The 20760-nt window shown below is 64.0% G+C and carries 18 protein-coding genes; 4 read left to right on the forward strand and 14 right to left on the reverse strand.

The annotated features are described in order from the left end of the window. Positions 1-12: 12 nt before the first annotated feature. Positions 13-1083: an AI-2E family transporter gene (locus QRN22_RS09915; RefSeq protein WP_042551888.1), complete on the reverse strand. Its 1071-nt coding sequence runs from the start codon at positions 1081-1083 to the stop codon at positions 13-15. Positions 1084-1196: 113 nt separating this feature from the next. Next, on the reverse strand, positions 1197-2279 hold the full coding sequence (locus tag QRN22_RS09920; protein ID WP_042551889.1) for a DUF2066 domain-containing protein: 1083 nt from the start codon (positions 2277-2279) through the stop codon (positions 1197-1199). Between the two features lie 303 nt (positions 2280-2582). Between QRN22_RS09920 and purM the strand changes: the two genes are divergently transcribed. The 4 genes from purM to QRN22_RS09940 all read left to right on the forward strand — a co-directional run bounded on the left by purM (position 2583) and on the right by QRN22_RS09940 (position 5426). Next, complete coding sequence (gene purM / locus QRN22_RS09925) at positions 2583-3641, forward strand: phosphoribosylformylglycinamidine cyclo-ligase (protein ID WP_042551890.1); 1059 nt, start codon at positions 2583-2585, stop codon at positions 3639-3641. Continuing rightward, the gene (gene purN / locus QRN22_RS09930) at positions 3641-4315 is read left to right on the forward strand and encodes a phosphoribosylglycinamide formyltransferase (protein ID WP_042551891.1); all 675 of its coding nucleotides are present in this window, start codon (positions 3641-3643) and stop codon (positions 4313-4315) included. The genes purM and purN overlap by 1 nt, the downstream gene beginning before the upstream one ends. Further along, positions 4300-5016, forward strand: a complete 717-nt coding sequence (locus QRN22_RS09935; RefSeq protein WP_042551892.1) for a DUF3108 domain-containing protein — start codon at positions 4300-4302, stop codon at positions 5014-5016. Before purN ends, QRN22_RS09935 begins: the two co-directional genes overlap by 16 nt. A gap of 227 nt (positions 5017-5243) precedes the next feature. Next, positions 5244-5426 carry a hypothetical protein gene (locus QRN22_RS09940; RefSeq protein WP_042551893.1) on the forward strand — a complete coding sequence of 61 codons (183 nt, stop codon included), beginning with the start codon at positions 5244-5246 and terminating at the stop codon, positions 5424-5426. A gap of 59 nt (positions 5427-5485) precedes the next feature. On the opposite strand, the gene QRN22_RS09945 is transcribed toward QRN22_RS09940, so the two are convergent. From QRN22_RS09945 to QRN22_RS10000, 12 genes are all read right to left on the reverse strand, one after another. Continuing rightward, positions 5486-6025 carry a DUF2058 domain-containing protein gene (locus tag QRN22_RS09945; protein WP_042551894.1) on the reverse strand — a complete coding sequence of 180 codons (540 nt, stop codon included), beginning with the start codon at positions 6023-6025 and terminating at the stop codon, positions 5486-5488. Positions 6026-6103: 78 nt separating this feature from the next. Beyond that, entirely contained in the window at positions 6104-6931 is an 828-nt protein-coding gene (gene mazG / locus QRN22_RS09950; protein WP_042551895.1) for a nucleoside triphosphate pyrophosphohydrolase, read from the reverse strand. Between the two features lie 60 nt (positions 6932-6991). Next, on the reverse strand, positions 6992-9238 hold the full coding sequence (gene relA / locus QRN22_RS09955) for a GTP diphosphokinase (protein WP_042551896.1): 2247 nt from the start codon (positions 9236-9238) through the stop codon (positions 6992-6994). Between the two features lie 185 nt (positions 9239-9423). Beyond that, the gene (gene rlmD / locus QRN22_RS09960; protein ID WP_042551897.1) at positions 9424-10776 is read right to left on the reverse strand and encodes a 23S rRNA (uracil(1939)-C(5))-methyltransferase RlmD; all 1353 of its coding nucleotides are present in this window, start codon (positions 10774-10776) and stop codon (positions 9424-9426) included. Continuing rightward, entirely contained in the window at positions 10776-11681 is a 906-nt protein-coding gene (cysM, locus tag QRN22_RS09965; protein ID WP_042551898.1) for a cysteine synthase CysM, read from the reverse strand. Before cysM ends, rlmD begins: the two co-directional genes overlap by 1 nt. Positions 11682-11893: 212 nt before the next feature. Next, entirely contained in the window at positions 11894-12730 is an 837-nt protein-coding gene (locus QRN22_RS09970; protein ID WP_042551899.1) for an ABC transporter ATP-binding protein, read from the reverse strand. Between the two features lie 39 nt (positions 12731-12769). Continuing rightward, positions 12770-13834 (reverse strand): FecCD family ABC transporter permease, encoded by a 1065-nt coding sequence (locus tag QRN22_RS09975; protein WP_042551900.1) that lies wholly within the window; start codon positions 13832-13834, stop codon positions 12770-12772. Next, complete coding sequence (locus QRN22_RS09980; protein WP_042551901.1) at positions 13831-14844, reverse strand: FecCD family ABC transporter permease; 1014 nt, start codon at positions 14842-14844, stop codon at positions 13831-13833. The genes QRN22_RS09975 and QRN22_RS09980 overlap by 4 nt, the downstream gene beginning before the upstream one ends. Further along, positions 14841-15764 (reverse strand): ABC transporter substrate-binding protein, encoded by a 924-nt coding sequence (locus tag QRN22_RS09985; RefSeq protein ID WP_042551902.1) that lies wholly within the window; start codon positions 15762-15764, stop codon positions 14841-14843. Before QRN22_RS09985 ends, QRN22_RS09980 begins: the two co-directional genes overlap by 4 nt. A 167-nt stretch (positions 15765-15931) precedes the next feature. After that, positions 15932-16888, reverse strand: a complete 957-nt coding sequence (locus QRN22_RS09990; protein ID WP_042551903.1) for an alpha/beta hydrolase — start codon at positions 16886-16888, stop codon at positions 15932-15934. Beyond that, positions 16888-18390, reverse strand: a complete 1503-nt coding sequence (locus QRN22_RS09995) for a class I SAM-dependent methyltransferase (protein ID WP_042551904.1) — start codon at positions 18388-18390, stop codon at positions 16888-16890. The genes QRN22_RS09990 and QRN22_RS09995 overlap by 1 nt, the downstream gene beginning before the upstream one ends. A 69-nt stretch (positions 18391-18459) precedes the next feature. Continuing rightward, positions 18460-20754, reverse strand: coding sequence for a TonB-dependent siderophore receptor (locus QRN22_RS10000; protein WP_042551905.1), 2295 nt, complete (start codon positions 20752-20754; stop codon positions 18460-18462). Between the last annotated feature and the right edge of the window lie 6 nt (positions 20755-20760).

The following is a 20760-nucleotide window of genomic DNA, read 5'->3' on the forward strand; positions in this document are numbered from 1 at the left end:
ATGCCAGGGATTTCAGGCGCCGGGCTTCTCTCCGCTGTAAGCCTCGGATTGCTTGTACAGATCGTGCACATGGCGCAGCAGCACCATGATCACCGCCGCCACCGGCAAAGCCAGCAGAATGCCGGTGAAGCCGAACAACTGGCCGCCCGCCATGATGGCGAAAATCACCGCCACGGGGTGCAGGCCGATGCGATCACCGACCAGCAGCGGGGTCAGCAGCATGCCTTCGAGCATCTGCCCAACCACGAATACCCCGGCGATGGCCAGCAACGGATAGGGATCGCCGCCGAACTGGAACAGTCCGGCAATCAGCGCCGAACCGATCCCGACCACCACACCGAGGTAAGGCACGATGCTGGCCAGGCCGGCCAGCAGGCCGATCAACAGGCCCAGTTCCAGGCCGATGGCCATCAGGCCGACCGAATACATCACACCCAGTGCGAGCATCACCAACAACTGCCCACGCAGGAAGGCACCCAGCACCTCGTGGCACTCGGCGAACAGCTTCACCACGACGCCTTCGTTGTCGCGCGGCACCAGGCTGCGCAGTTTGGCGACCAGCAGATCCCAGTCACGCATCAGGTAGAAGCTGACCACCGGAATCAACAGCAGGTTGGCGACCCAGGCCATCAGCGCCAGGCTCGACGCCGTCACCTGGGAAAGAATCAGCCCGGCGATATCGGTGGTCTGCCCCAGATGGCCGGAGATCGCCGCCTTGAGCTGATCGAAGCGCCAGAAGCCCTCGTTGAGCCCCAGCTTGACCTGAATCCACGGCAACGCCTGGTTCTGCGCCCAGTCGAGCATCTGCGGGAGCAGTTCGTAGAGGCGCGCCAGCTGCTTGCCGAGCATCGGGATGAGCACCAGCATCGCCAGCGCTATCAGCAACGTGAACAGCGTGAACACCACGATCACGCCCCAGGTGCGCGACAGTTTCAGACGCTCGAGACGATCCACCAGCGGATCACCGAGGTAGGCGATCAGGATGCCGATCAGAAAAGGCGAAAGGATGGGATGCAACACGTACAGAAAGCCACCCAGCACCAGCAATGCAGCTATCCATAGCCAGCGAGACGAAAGGGGCATGCTCAATCCTCAGGGGGGAAGTGACGGATCACGGCGCGCTCGACTGCCGCGGGCAAGCGGCGGGAGCCCGGAGCAGTCGACAGCGAAACGGTTCGGTTCAGATTGCGGGCAGTCTACCAGCGAAAGCGCAGGACATCGTCACGTGGCACGATGGCGGGCGCGGGAGGTGTTGCCTGAGGTTCGACAGGCACCTGGCCCGCATCCACGGGCTCCGGCGCCTCGGCTTCAGCGGGTGCCTCGGCCGCCAGCTCGGCGGCGGAGACCTCACGCAACTGCAATAAGCCCAGCTGGGTACGCAACTGTTCGACGCTGGCGCTGACCCTGTAGGTCAGGCGATCGGCCTGCACCGACTGCAGCTGCGCACCAAAGGGTTCGAGCACGCGCTGCAGCTCGGCGTAGCGCGACAGATCGGCACCGATGATTTCCACGGTTTGGGTCGTGCTCGCGCCCGGCGCAACCACGAAACGTGGTGCCAGGCGCTCGCTCACCGCCAGCAGCACGGCATCGGCCAGAGCAGCCTGATCGGCACCTTCGGCCTTGCCCTGCTCGCGCTCTTCGCCCAGCCACAGCTGCCAACTGGCCTGCCACTTGCCATCGGCCTCGCTGGCACGAACGGCCAGCAACGCGTCGGCGCCGTAGCGCTCGGAGGCCGAGCGCAGGGAATCCGGATCCTTCGCAGCGAGATTTTCGCTGGTCGCCAGCAACTGCTCGCTAAGATCCGCCAGCGGCAGGCGCAACGGCAGACCGCGGTGTTGCGCAGCCAGCCGCAGGGGTTCTGCGCTGGCCTGACCATCGCCGACCATGTTCGAGCCGCTGGCCGTATCGTTCAGCCACCAGGCCAGAATGGCCGGGCGATTGACACCCCACAGCGGCAGCCCGGCCTGGCGCAGCGAGCGATCCGTGGACACCGCATCGAAATCGACCACCAGGTGATCACCCTCGTAGCCGTACTGACTGACGATCTGTTGAGGGTCCTTGCGCAGCTCCGCCAGCGCACTGCCCTTGGCCGCCTCAGGTTTGCCGGTCAGGCGCAGCACCAGTGTCTCTACGGCACGTTGCAGGGCGGCATCACGTTCCTCGGGCTGCTGGCTGGCGACCGGCTCCTTCACCTGATAGAGGTCACTGACCGTAGCCGCCAGGGTCGGCAGACTGAGGAGCGACAGGCAAAGAAGCAGCGGGCGGAAGGTCGGGCGCATGAATTGGGACTCTCGACGGAAAGAAGACGGCGCACGGCAGAAGCCGAGGCGTTATACCTTAGGGGCTGTTGCCCTCGCATCGCAAGCCGCGTTGCCACGTCAGACGCTGGTGCCGTGTCCGTTTGTGACCTGCGCCCAGAGCGTGGGTTTCATTTTCAAACCTCGCAGGACATATCGATCAGCCTCCGCCCGGCGCTGTGGCTGGCCGCTGCCGGGCAAGCCTGATAAAATCGCGCGCCTTCGCAGAACGGCCCCGAGGGGCCGGTGCTATTCCGACTTTTCCCCTTCCAAAGGCCTGGATCTATGAGCAAGCAACCCTCCATCAGCTACAAGGACGCAGGTGTAGATATCGACGCGGGTGAAGCCCTGGTCGAGCGCATCAAGGGCGTAGCCAAGCGCACCGCCCGTCCTGAAGTCATGGGTGGCCTGGGTGGCTTCGGCGCCCTGTGCGAGATCCCGGCCGGCTACAAGCAACCCGTACTGGTCTCCGGCACAGACGGCGTGGGCACCAAGCTGCGCCTGGCCCTGAACCTGAACAAGCACGACAGCATCGGCCAGGATCTGGTCGCCATGTGCGTGAACGACCTGGTGGTCTGCGGCGCCGAGCCGCTGTTCTTCCTCGATTATTACGCCACCGGCAAGCTCAACGTCGACGTGGCGGCCACCGTGGTCACCGGTATCGGCGCCGGCTGCGAACTGGCCGGCTGCTCGCTGGTCGGCGGCGAAACCGCAGAAATGCCTGGCATGTACGAAGGTGAAGACTACGACCTGGCCGGTTTCTGTGTCGGCGTCGTGGAAAAAGCCGAGATCATCGACGGCTCCAAGGTCGCTACCGGCGACGCACTGATCGCACTGCCCTCCTCCGGCCCGCACTCCAATGGCTACTCGCTGATCCGCAAGATCCTCGAAGTGTCCGCTACCGACATCGAGAAGACCGAACTCGATGGCAAACCGCTGGCCGACCTGCTGATGGCTCCGACGCGCATCTACGTCAAACCCCTGCTCAAGCTGATCAAGGACACTGGCGCGGTCAAGGCCATGGCCCACATCACCGGCGGCGGCCTGCTCGACAACATCCCGCGCGTGCTGCCGGACAACGCCCAGGCAGTGATCGACGTGGCCAGCTGGCAGCGTCCGGTGGTATTCGACTTCCTGCAGGAAAAAGGCAACGTCGACGAGCACGAAATGCACCGCGTGCTGAACTGCGGCGTGGGCATGGTCATCTGCGTAGCCCAGGAGCATGTCGAAGTCGCCCTGCAGACCCTGCGCGCCGCTGGTGAGCAGCCCTGGGTCATCGGTCAGATCGCCGCGGCCGCCGAAGGTGCCGAGCGCGTCGTGCTGAACAACCTGAAAAGCCACTGATGCCGCGACCCTGCAACGTGGTGGTGCTGTTGTCCGGCACCGGTAGCAATCTTCAGGCGCTGATCGACAGCATCGACCAGGGCGAAAACCCGGCGCGTGTCGCCGCGGTGATCGCCAATCGCAGCGATGCCTTCGGCCTGCAGCGAGCGCGGGACGCGGGTATCGCGACCCGCGTTCTCGAGCATGGCGAATACGACGGGCGCGATGCCTTCGACCAGGCGCTGATGCAGGCCATCGATGACTTCGCGCCACAACTGGTGGTGCTGGCAGGCTTCATGCGCATCCTCACCCCCGGGTTCGTGCGCCACTACCATGGGCGCCTGCTGAACATTCACCCATCGCTGCTGCCTCGCCACAAAGGCCTGCACACCCATCAGCGCGCTCTGCAAGCCGGAGACGCCGAGCATGGCTGTAGCGTGCACTTCGTGACAGAGGAACTCGATGGTGGCCCTCTGGTCGTACAGGCAGTAATCCCGGTACAGTCGCAAGACACTGCCGCCAGCCTGGCGCAGCGGGTTCACGTGCAGGAGCACCAGATCTACCCGCTCGCCGTACGCTGGTTCGCCGAAGGCCGTTTGCGCCTCGGCGAGTCGGGCCCGCTGCTCGACGGCAATGCATTGCCGGCTACCGGCTACCTCATCAACAGCAAGGAGACTCCATGCGCCGCGCCCTAATGTTAGCCCTGGCGTTGTTCAGCCTGCCTGCCCTCGCCGAAGAGCCCAAGCCCTTCTCCGCCAGCTATACCGCCGACTGGAAACAGGTACCGGTCAGCGGTTCGGCCGAACGCAGCCTGCAGAAACTAGACGATGGACGCTGGCAGCTGGTCTTCAAGGCCTCGATGTTGGTCGCCGGCCTGACCGAGCAGAGCACCTTCACGGTCGAGGACGATGCCTTCCTGCCGCAGAGCTACAAGTTCGAACGCAGCGGCCTGGGCAAGAGCAAGGATGTCGAATTCGATTTCGACTGGTCGCAGAAACAGGTGATCGGCAGCGACCGTGGCGACCCCGTGCGCTTTCCGCTCAACCGCGGCATGCAGGACAAGTCCACCTACCAGCTCGTCCTGCAGCATGACGTTGCCGCTGGCGAGAAGAGCATGAGCTATCAGGTGGTCGACGGTGACGAAATCGAAACCTACGACTTCCGTGTGCTTGGCGAAGAAGTGGTGCGCACCAGCGCCGGACTGATCGATGCGATCAAGGTCGAACGCGTGCGTGACCCCACGCAGAGCAGCCGCAAGACCATCCTCTGGTTCGCCAAGGACTGGGACTACCTGCTGGTGCGCCTGCACCAAGTGGAGAAGGACGGCAAGGAATACCAGATCATGCTCAAGTCGGGCACGGTCGACGGCAAACCCGTCGAAGGCCGCCGCGACTGACGTCGAGCAGCAGGAAACGAGAAGCCGGGCATGTCCCGGCTTTTTCATGCCTGCAGAATACCGCCAGGCCAGGCGGCCCATTCTAGAGCCATCGCCAATCGCCAAGCGAAGCGCTTGCGGAACTTGTAACTAATTACTACAGTCCTAATCGTGTCGTTGCTTAGCAGGCTAAGCGCGACCGTGAAGGCTTTGCGCCGCATCTATCCGGCAAAACTGGAGAAAGAACAATGAGCGTAGTAGTAGTGACCGAGCGTGACGAACACCACATGTCTCATGAAGCCCAGGCCGAAGGCAAACGCATCTGGGACGTCCACCAGAACGACCAGTTGGTCGGCATATTCCCCTCTGAAGAAGAGGCAGTCGCCTACCAGGCGGAACTGGAGTCCTCCGAAGTCGCCCACTCGCACTGATCGGAATCGCAACAAAAAGCCCGCGGATCGCGGGCTTTTCAATTTTCACTGTCAGGCACTCACCACATCAGGTCGTCGGGCACCTGATACGCAGCGTACGGATCATCCTCGTCCGGCGCTTCGGTTGGCGTGTTGAGCAACAGGATACGCTGCGGGTCGCGCTCCTGGATCTTCAGCGCCGCTTCACGGGGAATCACCTCGTAGCCGCCGCCATGACGGACGATGGCCAGGGAGCCTCGGCTCAGCTTGTCGCGCATCAGCGCATTGACCGAAAGGCGCTTGACCTTCTTGTCGTCGACGAAGTTGTAATAATCCTCGGTGGTCAGCTTGGGCAACCGGGAAATTTCGATCAGTTGCTTGATCTGCGCAGCACGGGCTTTCTGCTCGGCCTTTTCCTGTTGCTGGCGGTTGAGTTCCTGGTCACGGGCGGCTTTCTCGGCCTTGGCCTGCTGAGCGGCCAGTTGACCGGACTTGTCCTCCTCGGCCTGCCCCTTCTTCACCATTCGCTGCTGCTTGTGCTGTTGCTTGCTGGCTTGCTTGACCTGCTTCTCGTTGACCAACCCGGCCTTGAGCAACTGGTCACGTAATGAAATCGCCATAACCTACCTATCCGCAGACAATTTAATGAGATGGGCACGCCCATCGGATTTCCATCGAGGCGACAGTGCCGCCCCGCTTCAGCAGCCTCGCTGCCTCTCGTTCTTCTTGGCCTCACCCCATAGGGCATCGAGCTCATCCAGTGTGCAATTCTCGATGGGCCGCCCTGCTTCGCGCAATGCCTGCTCGATAAAACGGAAGCGCCGCTCGAATTTTTCATTGGCTGCCCGCAGCGCCGCTTCCGGATCGACCTTGAGATGCCGCGCCAGATTGGTGGCGCTGAACAGCAGGTCACCGATTTCCTCGGCAATGGCTTGCGGATCGTTTTCGCTGATCGCCTCGAGCACCTCGTCCAGCTCTTCGCGTACCTTGTCGAGCACCGGCAGTGCATCGGGCCAGTCGAAACCGACCCGAGCGGCCCGGCCTTGCAGCTTCTTGGCGCGGCTCAGGGCTGGCAACACATTGGGCACGTCATCGAGCAATGACAGTTGCTGAGGTGCCGCTGAGCGCTCGGCACGCTCTTCGGCCTTGATGGTCTCCCAACGCTGCTTGACCTCGGCCTCGCTCAGCCGCGGCTGATCCACGGGGCCGTACAGGTCGCCATCGGGAAATACATGGGGATGGCGACGAACCAGCTTGCGGGTGATGCCATCGACCACGTCGGCGAACTCGAAACGCCCCTCTTCCCTGGCCAGTTGGCTGTAGTAAACCACCTGAAACAGCAGGTCGCCGAGCTCGCCGGGCAGTTCGGCAAAGGCCTCGCGCTCGATGGCATCCGCTACTTCGTAGGCTTCTTCGAGGGTGTGCGGCACGATGCTGGCGTAGGACTGACGCAGATCCCAGGGGCAACCATGCTGCGGGTCACGCAGGCGGGCCATGAGGTTGAGCAGGTCGGTAAGTTGGTACATGAAGTCTTCCAGTCGATACAGGGCACAAGGCGCAGGTACGCCTTGCCCCTGTCTAGCGGCTCAAGGTGCCCGATGGCGCCGCGCTTCGATGATGTTGGGCAACTGCGACAGGCGGCCGAGCAGACGCCCCAGCGCATCCAGCCCCGGAATCTCAACGGTCAGCGACATCGACGCCGTATTGTCTTCCTTGTTGGAGCGTGTGTTGACCGCCAGTACGTTGAGTTTCTCGTTGAGCAGCATCTGGGTCACGTCACGCAGCAGACCGGAGCGGTCGTAGGCACGAATGATGATGTCCACCGGGTAGGTCTGCACCGGCACCGGGCCCCAGCTGACCTGAATGATCCGCTCCGGCTCGCGCCCACCGAGTTGCAGGACAGCCGCGCAATCCTGACGATGGATGCTGACACCGCGCCCCAGGGTGATGTAGCCGACGATGGGGTCCCCCGGCAGCGGCTGGCAACAGCCGGCCATCTGCGTCATCAGGTTGCCGACGCCCTGGATCTGGATGTCGCCACGCTTGCCAGGCTTGAAGCCCTGCGCCTTGCGTGGAATCAGCTCGAGCTGCTCGTGCCCACGCTCCGGCTCCACCAGTTGCTGAGCGAGATTGACCAGTTGCGCCAGACGCAAGTCGCCAGCCCCCAGGGACGCGAACATATCCTCGGCGGTACGCAGATTGGCTTTCTCGGCGAGCTTCTCGAAGTCCACCGGTGGCAGCGCTACCCGCGCCAGCTCGCGCTCGAGCATGGTTCTGCCGGCAGCGACGTTCTGGTCGCGGTCCTGCAACTTGAACCAGTGGACGATCTTCGCCCGCGCCCGCGAGGTGGTGATGTAACCGAGGTTCGAGTTCAACCAGTCACGGCTCGGCGTGCCCTGCTTGCTGGTGATGATCTCGACCTGTTCGCCGGTCTGCAGGCTGTAGGTCAGCGGCACGATGCGACCGTTGATCTTGGCGCCACGGCAGTTGTGACCGATCTCGGTATGCACCCGGTAGGCGAAGTCCAGCGGCGTGGCGCCTTTGGGCAGGTCGATGGCATGGCCGTCAGGGGTGAATACGTAGACTCGGTCGGGCTCGATATCGACACGCAACTGCTCGGCCAGACCGCCGATGTCGCCCAGTTCCTCGTGCCACTCCAGCACCTGGCGCAGCCAGGAAATCTTCTCTTCGTAATGGCTGGAACCGGATTTGACGTCGGTGCCCTTGTAGCGCCAGTGGGCGCAGACGCCGAGTTCGGCCTCTTCGTGCATGTTGGAGGTGCGAATCTGCACCTCCAGCACCTTGCCCTCGGGCCCCAGCACGGCGGTGTGCAGCGAGCGGTAGCCGTTCTCCTTGGGGTTGGCGATGTAGTCGTCGAACTCCTTGGGAATATGCCGCCACAGGGTGTGCACGATACCCAGCGCGGTGTAGCAATCGCGCACCGCAGGCACCAGTACGCGTACCGCACGCACATCATAGATCTGGCTGAACTGCAGGCCCTTGCGCTGCATCTTGCGCCAGATCGAGTAGATATGTTTCGCCCGGCCGCTGATGTCCGCCTTGATGCCGGTGGCTTCCAGTTCGTCGCGCAGTTGTTCCATCACTTCGTTGATGTAGTGCTCGCGATCGAGCCGGCGCTCGTGCAGCAGGTTGGCGATCTGCTTGTATTGCTCGGGCTCGAGGTAGCGGAAGGACAGGTCCTCCAGCTCCCACTTGATATGACCAATGCCCAGACGGTGGGCAAGCGGCGCATAGATATCGAAGACTTCACGGGCGACACGCTGACGACGCTCCTCGTCGGTGTCCTTCACCGCGCGGATCGCACAGGTTCGCTCGGCCAGCTTGATCAAGGCGACGCGTACGTCATCGACCATCGCCACCAGCATCTTGCGCAGGTTGTCGACCTGGGCCTGGGAACCGAGCACCAGGGACTCGCCACGCGGATTGAGGCTGGCGCTGATGGCGGCCATGCGCAGCACCCCCTCGATCAGCTTGCCCACTACCGGGCCGAAGCGCTGACGGACGTCAGCCAGGGGAATCTTGCCTTCGCGCACGCCGCGATAAATCACCGCAGCGACCAGGGAATCCTGATCGAGCTTGAGGTCGGCGAGGATCTCGGCGATTTCCAGCCCGGCACTGTAGCTGGACGAGCCCTCGGTCCACAGATTCTGTGCTGCGTTGGCCTGCTGCTCGGCCGCTCGGGCAAACTCACAAGCGTCACGCAGAGCATCACGGTCGAGTGCGGGGTCGACACTCGTAACGTGCTCCAACCAGGCCTCGAGATTGATACTGCCATCATCGTTGATGGGCTGGTGCACTCTAACCTGAACCATCTTTACCTTCCCTACAGCGGGGCGTGCCCCACTAAATGTCGCCTGGCTTCTGCGAGCCGGTCGGTTTGACCACATCGGCGCAATCCCTGTGCGCCATTGCACTTATTATCTACCTACATCTCGGAACCTGCCCGAGGCCTGGAGAGGCATCCGATGGACAGTTGCCCAACGCGCCCCCAGGCATGTCATGAGCGCTCGAACAGCGCCATCGCCTCAACATGTGCCGTTTGCGGAAACATGTCCAGAATACCGGCTTTTTTCAGTCGATAACCCTGTTGCAACAATTCGCCACTGTCCCGCGCCAGGGTCGTCGGGTTGCAGGATACGTAAACCAGCCGCTTGGCGCCGAGGCCCGCGATCCGCTGAACCACCTGCAGCGCACCATCACGTGGCGGGTCGAGCAAAATAGCGTCGAAACCGCCCGCAGCCCAGTCAGTATCGGTCAGCGGTTTGGACAGGTCGGCCTGATAAAAGTGCGCATTGCCCAGGCCGTTGGCGCGGGCATTGTCTGCCGCACGCTCGACCATGGCCTGCACGCCCTCCACGGCGATCACTTCGCGCGCTTGCCGGGCCAGCGGCAAGGCGAAGTTGCCGAGCCCGCAGAACAGATCCAGCACCCGTTCATCGCTACGCGGCGCCAACCAGTGCAAGGCCTGGGCCACCATCGCCTCGTTGACGGCGGCATTCACCTGCACGAAGTCACCCGGCCGGTAAGCCAACTGCAGGTTCCAGGTGTCCAGCCGATAGCCCAGTTGCTGCGCGGCATCCACCGGCTGAGGCTCACCCTCGCCCTGCAGCCACAGCTGCGCGCGATGCACCGTGCAGAAGGCTTGCAGTCGAGCCTGGTCCACCTCGCTCAAGGCGTCGGTGTGGCGCACCAGAACGGCACTGGCGGTGCCCTGGAACAGCTCGACATGACCGATGGCGCGAGGTGCCTGCAATCCGCCGAGCAACGCGGGCAACGCACGCAGGATCGGCTGCAGCGGTTCGACCAGTACCGGGCAGTCGCCAATGGCGACGATGTCCTGGCTGGCCGCCGCGCGGAAGCCAACTTCCAGGCGCTTGCCGCGCATGTCCCAACGGACGGCGATACGTGCACGGCGGCGGTAGGCGAATTCGGGGCTGCTCAGCGGCTCGGCCCAGATATCGGGTCGCAAGCCGCCAAGACGTTCGAGCTGCTCGGCGAGCATGCGCTGCTTCAGGGCAAGCTGTTCGCCATGGGCAATGTGCTGCACGCTGCAGCCGCCACACACGCGGGCGTGTACGCACGGCTCGTCGCGGCGCTCTGAGCTGGCCTGGAAGACCCGTTCGGTACGCGCGTCCACGACCTTGCTGCGGGCACCGAGCACCCGCGCCTCGACCTCTTCACCGGGCAACGCGCCGCTGACGAACCAGGTTCGACCTTCGATGAACGCGATACCGCGGCCGTCATTGGCCAGCCGCTCGATCTTCAGACGCTGTTTCTTGCCGACGGGCACCTGAGCCGTTCGCGTGCCGCCGCTTGGCTGAAAGCGCAGACCGCCATTCTTGCCGGCCATCAGTTCTCCGTGGCGTCGTACACGCCAGTGGACAGATAGCGGTCACCGCGATCACAGATGATGGCGACCAGTACCGCATTCTCCAGTTGCCTGGACAGGCGCAGCATGGCCGCGACCGCACCGCCGGAGGACACGCCGCAGAAGATACCCTCCTCGCGTGCCATGCGACGCATCACGTCTTCGGCCTCGGCCTGCGCCATGTCGACGATCTGGTCGACACGCTCGGATTCGAAGATTTTCGGCAGGTACTCTTCCGGCCAGCGACGGATGCCCGGAATCGCCGAGCCCTCCATAGGCTGCAGACCGACGATCTGCACGTGCGGATTTTGCTCCTTGAGGTAACGCGACACGCCCATGATGGTGCCGGTGGTTCCCATGGAGCTGATGAAGTGAGTGATCTGCCCGCCCGTCTGGCGCCAGATTTCCGGGCCGGTACCGGTGTAATGGGCAACCGGATTGTCGCCGTTGGCGAACTGATCGAGCACCTTGCCGCGGCCGTCGGCCTGCATGGAGAGGGCCAGATCGCGGGCACCCTCCATACCCTGCTCCTTGCTCACCAGGATCAGCTCGGCGCCGTAGGCGGTCATCGCCGCCTTGCGCTCGGCACTGGAGTTGTCCGGCATGATCAGGATCATCTTGTAGCCCTTGATCGCTGCGGCCATGGCCAGTGCGATGCCGGTGTTACCCGAAGTCGCCTCGATCAGCGTGTCGCCGGGTTCGATGTCACCGCGCAGTTCGGCACGGGTGATCATCGACAATGCCGGGCGATCTTTCACCGAGCCGGCCGGGTTATTGCCTTCGAGCTTCACCAGCAGGGTGTTGCTGGTATCGCCGGCCAGTCGTTGCAGGCGAACCAGAGGCGTATTGCCGACGCATTCGGCGATCGTGGGGTATTGCGGGGTCATAGCGTCGATCGAGTCCAGACGGCTGCAGGGGGCGGTAATGATACCGGCAAAAAGGTCCGAGCCCTACTATCACCTGCATCGCCGTCGACTGGCTGGCGACGGCTGTCGGGTAGCGCTGGAGCCCCAGCCCTCTGCGTCGCAGGCCAACGGATCAAGACCATCAAACAAGACGATCTAAGCTAATAACGGATCGGTCTAGGATTCACGGAGGTTCAACCCTCGGCCGTGCGGGCGCCCCTCGTGACACCCGCGATCACCGGGGTGCCACTGAGCGGATCGCGCATCAGCGTGCAGCGTACGTCGTAGAGCTCCTCGACCAGTGCCGGTGTGACGATGTCGACCGGCGAACCCTCGGCGACGATACGCCCCGCCTTCATCGCCACCAGATGATCGGCATAGCGGCAGGCGCTGGACAGGTCGTGTACCACCATCACCACGGTCTTGCCCACCGACGCCAAGCTGCGGATCAGCTCGAACACTTCGATCTGGTGGCCTAAATCAAGCGCCGAGGTGGGTTCGTCGAGCAACAGCAACGGCGTCTGCTGCGCTACCGCCATGGCGATCCAGGCGCGCTGGCGCTGGCCACCGGACATCGACTCCAGCGGACGCTCGGCCAGTGCTTGCAGGTCGGCCACGCGCAGCGCCTCTTCGACGATGGCCTGGTCGTCCGCCGACCACTGACGCAGCAGGCTCTGGTGCGGCTGGCGACCGAAGCGGATCAGCTCGGAGACGGTCAGGCCGTCGGGTGCCGTGGCGTCCTGGGGCAGCAGTGCCAGTTGCCTCGCCACCTGTTTGGACGGCAGGCTGCCGATGGCCCGGCCGTTGAGCAGCACCGCGCCGGCACTGGGTTTATGCAAACGCGACAGGCCGGCCAGCAAGGTCGATTTGCCACAACCATTGGGGCCGACGATGGCGGTCACCTGTCCTGACGGAATGCGCAGGGACAAGCGCTCGATGATCGCTGCATGGGGGTAACCCAGGCTCAGGCCCTCGGCCTGCAGGGTAACCTCGGCCTCGGGCCGAGTGGCGAACAGCTTGGACGTAGTCATCGGCTCAACTCCGCAGCGGCCGCCGATGGAGGCGGCCTTTCATGTCAGTCTGCGCGACGGCTGGCGCAACAGGATCCACAGCAAATAGGGCCCGCCAACCACGGCGGTGATCACCCCGACGGGAATTTCGATGGGTGCCAGCCAGGTACGCCCGACCCAGTCCGCACAGGTCATCAACAGCGCACCCGCCAATGCCGAACACAGCACAGGCACGCCGCGATGGCCACTCAGGTAGCGGGCCATCTCCGGCGCGGCGAGGGCCACCAGCCCCACCGGCCCGGCCACCGCAACGGCCAGCGCGGTGAGCAGTACCGTAGTGATCAGGGTCAGCAGGCGCATGGCCCTGAGACGCACGCCAAGCCCCACCGCCACGCTGTCGGAAAAACGCATCAGTTCCAGGCGCTGAGCCAGGTACTTGACCAGTGGCAGGCACAGGGTCAGGCCGATACCCAGTAGCCAGATGGCCAGCGCGGGGCGCGCGTTGAGGCTGCCGACCGTCCAGGGGTAGGCCACGTTGGCGGCATCGATATCGGCGCGTGCCAGCATCAAATTGGTCAGCGCGCCGAACACGGCACCCACGGCGATGCCGACCACGATGAAGCGATAGCCCCGGGCACCCGCACCGGCACTCAGACCGAAAGCCAGCACCGCCGCAGTGGTAGCGCCGGTAAGCGCCAGCGCGGAAGGTGCCAGGGTGGTGGGTACGGCAACGATGGACGCCACGGCGAAGGCCGTGGCGCCGTCGTCGATGCCGATCACTCCCGGGGTAGCCAGGCGGTTGCGCGCCAGGGTCTGCAGCAAGCAGCCACCAATCCCGAACGCCGCGCCGGTGAGCAGACCGGCGACCAGGCGTTGCAAGCGCAGCTCCTGAACCAGAAACACGTGCATGGGCTCACCCTGACCAAACGCAGCCGCCAGGGCCGTCCATGGGGACAGGCCAGCGGCGCCGGAGGCCAGACTGATGCCGGTGATGAGCACGATTGCCGCCGAGAGCCCCAGTGCGGCGAACACGCCACGCCTGTTCAACAGCACGCGCAGCGAGCCAAACGCCAGCAACCAGTATCCGCTCGGTGCCTTGGGCATGGACGACAGAGGGCCACTCATAAGGTCGGCAACCTGTGGCTACGTACCACGGCGATCAGCACCGGCGCGCCGATCAGGGCGGTCACCACGCCAATCGGCAGCTCGTAGGGGCTGACCAGCAGGCGCGACAGGATATCGGCGAACAACACGATGATCGGCCCGAGCAACAGCGACGCACCGATGGTGCGGCGAATGTCCGGCCCCAGCAGGCGACGCGCCACGAACGGCACGACCAGGCCAACGAAGGCCATCGGGCCGGCCGCCGCCGTGGCGGTACCGACCAGCACGGCCACGCCCAGCAAGGCGCCAAGCCGGGTCAGGCCAGGATGGTGGCCGAGACCGGTGGCCATCTTCTCGCCAAGGGCCAGGGCAGCCAGCGGGCGGATCAACGGCACGAGCAGCAGCAAGCCCAGCACCAGGCCAGGCGTACTCCAGGTCAATACATCCTGAGGGCGACCGGCCAGGGCACCGATGATCCAGAAACGAATCTCGTCGGCGCTGCGCTGGTCGTGCAGCAGAATCAAGGTGCTGATGGCGGTGAGAATGCCCGAGAAGGCTGCACCGGCCAGCACCAGGCGCACCGGATCGTCACCGACACCACGCACCTGGGTGACCAGCAATACCAGCAGGCAACCCGCCATGGCGCCCGCGATGGCCACGCCGAGATTCAGGGTGGCCGCACTGGCGCCCAGACTGATCGCCACCACCACCGCGAAGGACGCCCCGGCACTCACGCCCAGCAGACCGGGCTCGGCCAGCGGATTGCGGGTCGCCGACTGCAGCACCACACCAGCGGCCCCCAGCGCGACGCCGACCAGTACACCCAGCAGCGTGCGGGGCAGGCGCAACTCGAAGAGCACGAAGCGCGCTTCGTCATCCGCAGCGCCAAACAGCGCCCACAGGCTCCGGGTGATACCGACCTCCCCCGCGCCGATCAGCAGGCTGGCAACGCACAATAGCGCCAACGACGCGGCCACCCCCGCCAGCGCTTTGGCCAGTGGCGGACGACCGCCCTTCACATCCACGGTCATTGCGAGGCGACGGCCTTCTCCACGGCATCGAGAATCACGTTGGCAGCCAGCGGCCCGCTGCCACTGCTCCAGATCTGCCCGTCGACGCTCTGCACATGGCCGCTGCTGACCGCCTTCAGGCGCGCGAATGCCGGCTGCTGGCGGGCCTGCTCCAGGGCCTTGTCGCCATCGGCGTTGAGGGTGGCAAGGAACAGCCAGTCACCGTCGATGCGCGACAGGTTCTCCAGGCTCAGGGCATCGCTATGGGGCTTGCTGGTCAGTTCCGCCGCCATTGCCGTGCCCTTGAAACCAAGCTGGCTCAGCAGCTGGCCCACGAACAGGTGCTGGGACATCACGCCCGGCCCCTGCGGGCTCCAGCGCACCACCGAAGCGACCTGCCCCGGTTCGATCCTGCTCTTGATGCTCTGGATGCGCGTGTCGACCGCGGCGATGGCGGCCTTGGCTTCATCGACCTTGCCAAGAGCCTTGCCATAGAACTCGACATTATTGCGCCAGTCCTGGAACGAGTTGCCCTTGGGTACCGCGGTCGGCGCGATCAGGCTGAGCTTCTGGTACTGATCCCGGGTGAGCTCCGGCGAAGCCAGAATCAGATCCGGCTGCAAGGCGAACACCGACTCCAGATTGGTTTCCCGGGCGGTGCCGACGATGCGGATATCACCCGCCTTGCTCTTCAAGTACGCCGACACATCGCTGCCACCGCGCGTGGCAACGCTGCCCAGGGGCTTGACGCCAACGGCCAGGGCGACATCCAGTGCATTCTCGCCCAGGGTGACCACACGCTGCGGCGTGCCCTGCAACTCGAGCGCACCGAAGGCCGTATCGAGGGTGCGTGATTCGGCCACGGCACTGCCCAGTGGCAACAGCGCGACCAGGCCGGAAAACGCCAGCAGGCGTGAGCATCGGGATAAGCTAGCAATCATCGAAACCTCCTTTCTTTAGGGTGAAACGAACGGCTGCGCCCTGCAGGCGGTCGCAGCGCAGTGGCACGGTCCTGGCTTCGCGGCAGCAGCCATACTGCGGCAAAAATGTTCAGGATTTTCATTTACATATGTAAATTCCGGGTGCATCGCCGCCGCGCCGAACCGGCTCATTGCGGCACCACTCGGGCAACGGCGGTATCGTCTCCGGCGCTCAGGCGCAGAGCCGGGCCGAGCGAGGCCGGCAGCATCGGGCCGTGACTCAGTTCCGGATAGCGCCGATAGCGAACGCGGGCTTGCGGGATGGCCGCCAGGCGCTCGACCAGTTGCTCGGCGGCGTTGGCCGGTACTGCTGCGGTGGCCTCGCGGCGCGCGCGCACGTGCGGGGCCTCGTCCTTGTCGACAGGCGGGCGCTTGCGCTCTGCGCCCCCGGTCAGCAGCGTCAGGTCGAACGCCTGCCCTCTGGTGATGAACGCCCGGGCCTCCTGAAGAATGAAACCGCTCTGCCACCACAGCGAAGGATCGGCAGCGATGTAGCGCTGGAAGCTGTCAGGACGGGTGAACAGCGCGTGCAGGGTCAGCAGACCGCCATAGGAGTGTCCCCACAGACTTTGTCGCTGCGGGTCGATGCTGACCCGAGCCTGGACCAGCGGCTTGATGCGCTGCTCGAGCAGATCGAGGAACAGATCCGCCCCCCCGCCGTGGCGCTGGCGGGCTATATCGTCGATCACCGGTTCGCCGCCGGGCAGCGGTGGTGTGTAGTCGTACGCCCGGGCAGTCGCATCGAAACGCAGGTCAGTGGCATAACCGACGAACACCAGCACGGGCGGTCCACGCCGGTCCAGGTCAACTAACTGCTGCTCCTGCAATGCACCGAGCGCGGCGTTGCCATCGAGCAGGTAAAGCACCGGATAGCCAGAGGCAGGCGCGGCCTGTCTGGGGGTAGCGATCCAGATGCGGTAATGGCGTTGGCCGTCAACGGAAGCCAGATCTTGCTGGGTGAAACGGTAATGGGCAGAACCGTGATCGGCCAAGGTCGGCCCCAGCGGTTGGGAAAGATCCGGCTTGGCCACGGCGACACCAGTGATTGTCAGTAACAGGACGAAGATGCCCAGCCATGCGTTCATCAGCCCACCACACCGAGTTGTTGCCAGATGGGCAGCGTGTCGCTTTCAAAGCGGCTCAATTGGGCCTGCAGGGGATCCACGGGGTTGGCCAGGGGCTGCCAGCCGACCTTGCGCAGCAAGGCGTCCACGGTCTGGCGAAGCGCCGCGCCACGCAAGTGCGGATGGTCGAGCAGAACCCGCGCGGCAGCCATCTCGACGAAATTAGCGGAGATCCCTGAGCCCAGACTTGGCGCCGCCAGATGGGAATAGCGAGCACCGCCAAGAACGCGCTCGCTGATCACTCTGTTGAAGGCCTGGCAGCCCGCCAGATCGATCTGGCCGGGCAGCAAGGGATGCACGTGCCCGGCGGCAGCCAGTGCTTGCAGCGCCGGGCTGATACTCCCTGCCTGCCCTGCCAGCGCGGGTAACCTCAACAAAGCGGGAAAGCTCTGCGGACGCTGCGCCAGGGCCTGCAGAATCGGCGAGAACAGCTGCTCGGCGCCCTCGACCGCGCCAATCCGCGTATCGAATGTCACGCCCCCGCTGGCCGGCGCCCCCGGTAACGCGGCCACTACCTGATCGAACAAGGCAGCCTTGTGCGCGTATTCGTCGAGCGTGCTGCCGCCACGCTGGTAGAGATCGCGGCGCTGGGTCTGGTTGCGTGCCAGATCCTTGAAGGTTTCCCGCAGGGCAGCCCCCTGCAGCCCGGCGAGCTGCTCGATGACGTTCGCCGGCAGGGACAGGTCGTCGATGTTGTCCATCAGGCTGGCGCTGCCGATATACCCCGTGCCGCACGACTCGAAGTCCGCCATCACCTCGGCGACCGGCAGCGTCGACCAGTGCTCGTTGAGCAACTCGTGGGCAAGGTAACAAGGGTCGTCCTGCAGGCTGCGCTCGATATGCCCGGCTACTTGCCGATCATGGGCGAACAACCCCGCACCACTCGCGCACAGACGCTGCAGTGCACGCAAGGCTTCGACGACGCGTTGCGCGGAAGAGCCGCAGAGGGTCTGTGCGTATTGCTGCACGAAACGTCGAGGCGCCGCGAAGAAGTCCAGCCCGGGCTGTGCCATGTAGCCGAGGAATACGATGCCATCCGGCTTCAGTTGCCGCTCGACGAACTGCCGGAGCCGTTGCCGATCCGCCGAGGGAACCCAGGAGTACACGCCGTGCAGGATGATGAAATCGTATCGTGGCGATGGGCTGGCGTTCTCCAGCATGGCCTGGAAACTGTCTTCGACGAACTCCACGTTGCTCACGCCTGCGGCCTTGGCCAACGCTCGGGCGTGGGCGATGTGCCGAGCATTGAAGTCCACCCCGACGAAATGCCCATGGGGGTTGGCCACAGCCTGCAGCACGGTGGCGAAGCCCTGACCGCAACCCAGCTCGCAGGACACGAATGGCTGACGCAAGTCGGGGCTCGCACGCCCCAGCGCACGGGCCACGAAACTCAGCCAGATCGGCGTGGTTTCCCGCTGGAAGAAATGCGGATAGGGAACGTCGGTGATGTACTCGGCAGCCATGGATCTCGATCCGTATAAACGCGAAAAGCCATCGCCCTGTGCAAGGGGCGATGGCCTGGATGCGACTAGTCAGAACGAGGTGGTCGCGGAGACATAGAACGCTCGACCTGGCTCGTTGTAGTTGTTGGCGCCTTCGGCACCGGAAATGCTCTCGCGGCGGATCTGCTTGTCGAACAGGTTGCTGACACCAGCCGCGAAACGCCAGTTTTCGCTCAGCTCGTAGTTGGCCCCCAGACCGACCAGCGTGTAGGGATCACGTGCCCGCAAGGCATCGCCGCTGGCAGCGCCACCATCGGTGGTCAGACGTCGCGGTTCCTGTTTGCCGTAATGGGTGACGATCAGCGACAGATCCAGCGCCTGGGTGACGCTCCAGTCGAGCATGGAGTTGACGGTGTACTTCGGAATCACCGACAGCGGCTCGCCGGTGCTCTTGTTCTTGTTCTGGATCATGTAGGTGAAATTGGTATTCCAGCTCAGGGTCTCGCCCTGGGTGCCGAGCAGCGGGACCGTGAGGTTCCCTTCCCAGCCGGATACGATGGCCTTGGGGGCGTTTTCCCACTCGAAAACCTGTGCGACATTGGTACCCGTACCAGGAATGAGCTGAACCGGACCGCTGCCGTTGCCCATGCCGGCGACGATCTTGTCCTTGTAGTCGTTGTGGAAGTAGGTCAACCCCGCGATCCAGCCCGCGTCATCGAACGCGATGCCGATTTCCTTGTTGATGCTGGTCTCGGCATCGAGATTCTCGTTACCCAGGATGTAGCAACCGGCGCCCTGATTCGGGGAGTTGATCGGGCAGCCATTACCCATCGAGAAATACACGTAGTTGGGGTTGGACTGATACAGATTGGGCGCCTTGAACGCCTTGGCCACTCCCCCCTTGAGGGTAATGGTGTCGGTCAGTTTGTAGGAGCTGTTGAGGCTCGGGCTCCAGTTGCTGCCGAAGATGCTGTTGTCATCGAAGCGCAGGCCAGGCGTCAGCGTCCAGTCCGGCGTCAGCTCGATATTGTCCTCGATATAGAGCGCATAGTTGTCGGCGTCCGACTCCCCGCTGCGCCCACCGGCACTCATGCCTGGCAGCGTTGCGCCGTTGTAGCTACCCGACTGGCTGTTGGAGTACGGATCGTCCAGCTCTTCACGCACGAACTCGCCACCCACCGTCAGGGTCTGGTGGAAACCCAGCTCCAGCGGCAGGTTGAGCTCACCGAAGAGGCGGTAGTTCTGCAACTCCGACGTCGATTTCTGCGTCCCGTTGATGCCCGTTTCCGGCCCACCGGCCAGACCTTCGGACATGCGGCGGTTGCGGGTATTCTCGTAGGAGATGCCGAGCTGCGAAGTACCGAACTGCCAATCGCCACGATGGGTGACGCCAGCAGTCTGGCGATACATGGTGTTGGTTTCCCGGCCGAGCAGGCCGGTGGTATTGGCAACCGTGCTGGGGTGATCCTGGGCGCGCTCGCCAGCGTAAATGTTGCCCTGACGGCTGAAACCGCTTTCGAACTCCAGGGTTTGCTGGTCATTCACATCCCAGCGCAACAGGGCATTGAGATCCTTGTTGCGCACGCCCTCACGCCCTGCAGGTGCCGGATCGCTACCGGCCGCATACTCGCCATTGAGCGCCGGTTCATCGGCATCGGTCTTGTTCAGGTTGCCATAGACGCGGAAGGACAGGTCGTCGCTCAGCGGCCCTGCAGTGTTGAAACTCAAGCGGCGGGTGGCCCCTTCATCGCTGTCTTCCGGAATTTTGGTGTAGGCCGTGACGGAGCCGGACACCGTTTTTCCGGGTGCCTTGGTGATGATATTCACCACGCCCCCGGCAGCGCCGGAACCATAACGCGCCGCCGCCGGGCCACGCAGCACCTCGATGCGGTCGACCGCCTCGGCTGGTACCCAGTTGCTGTCGCCACGGCCGTTACGCTCACCGGAACGGCCCATGCGCACCGAATTGCGCGAAGTGACGGGCTTGCCATCGATAAGGATCAGGGTATTTTCCGGCCCCATGCCACGCAGGTCGATCTGCCGGCTGTTGCCGAATTGCCCACTGGCACTGTTACCCGTCAGATTGACGCCAGGCATGCGTCGAATGATTTCCGAGAGATCGTTGGCAGGCGGATGACGCTGGATATCGTCAGCGGTGATAACCGACACCCCGGGTGCCTGCTTGAGCTCCTGCTCGGCCGTGCCGATGACCCGCGTCTCACCGATTTCCAGCGCACGCGTTCCCTCGGCAGAACCGATTCCTTCGCCGCTCGCGGCTGCCTCGTCGAGGGTGATTTCGGTCACTTGCGCATACACCGCCGCGGGCGCGCTGAATGCCAGCATGATGGCCGTGGCCAGCAGATTCGGTTTGTACTTCGGATTCATAGACGT

Source organism: Pseudomonas sp. MEJ086 (assembly GCF_030209025.1).
GTDB lineage: Bacteria > Pseudomonadota > Gammaproteobacteria > Pseudomonadales > Pseudomonadaceae > Aquipseudomonas > Aquipseudomonas fulva_A.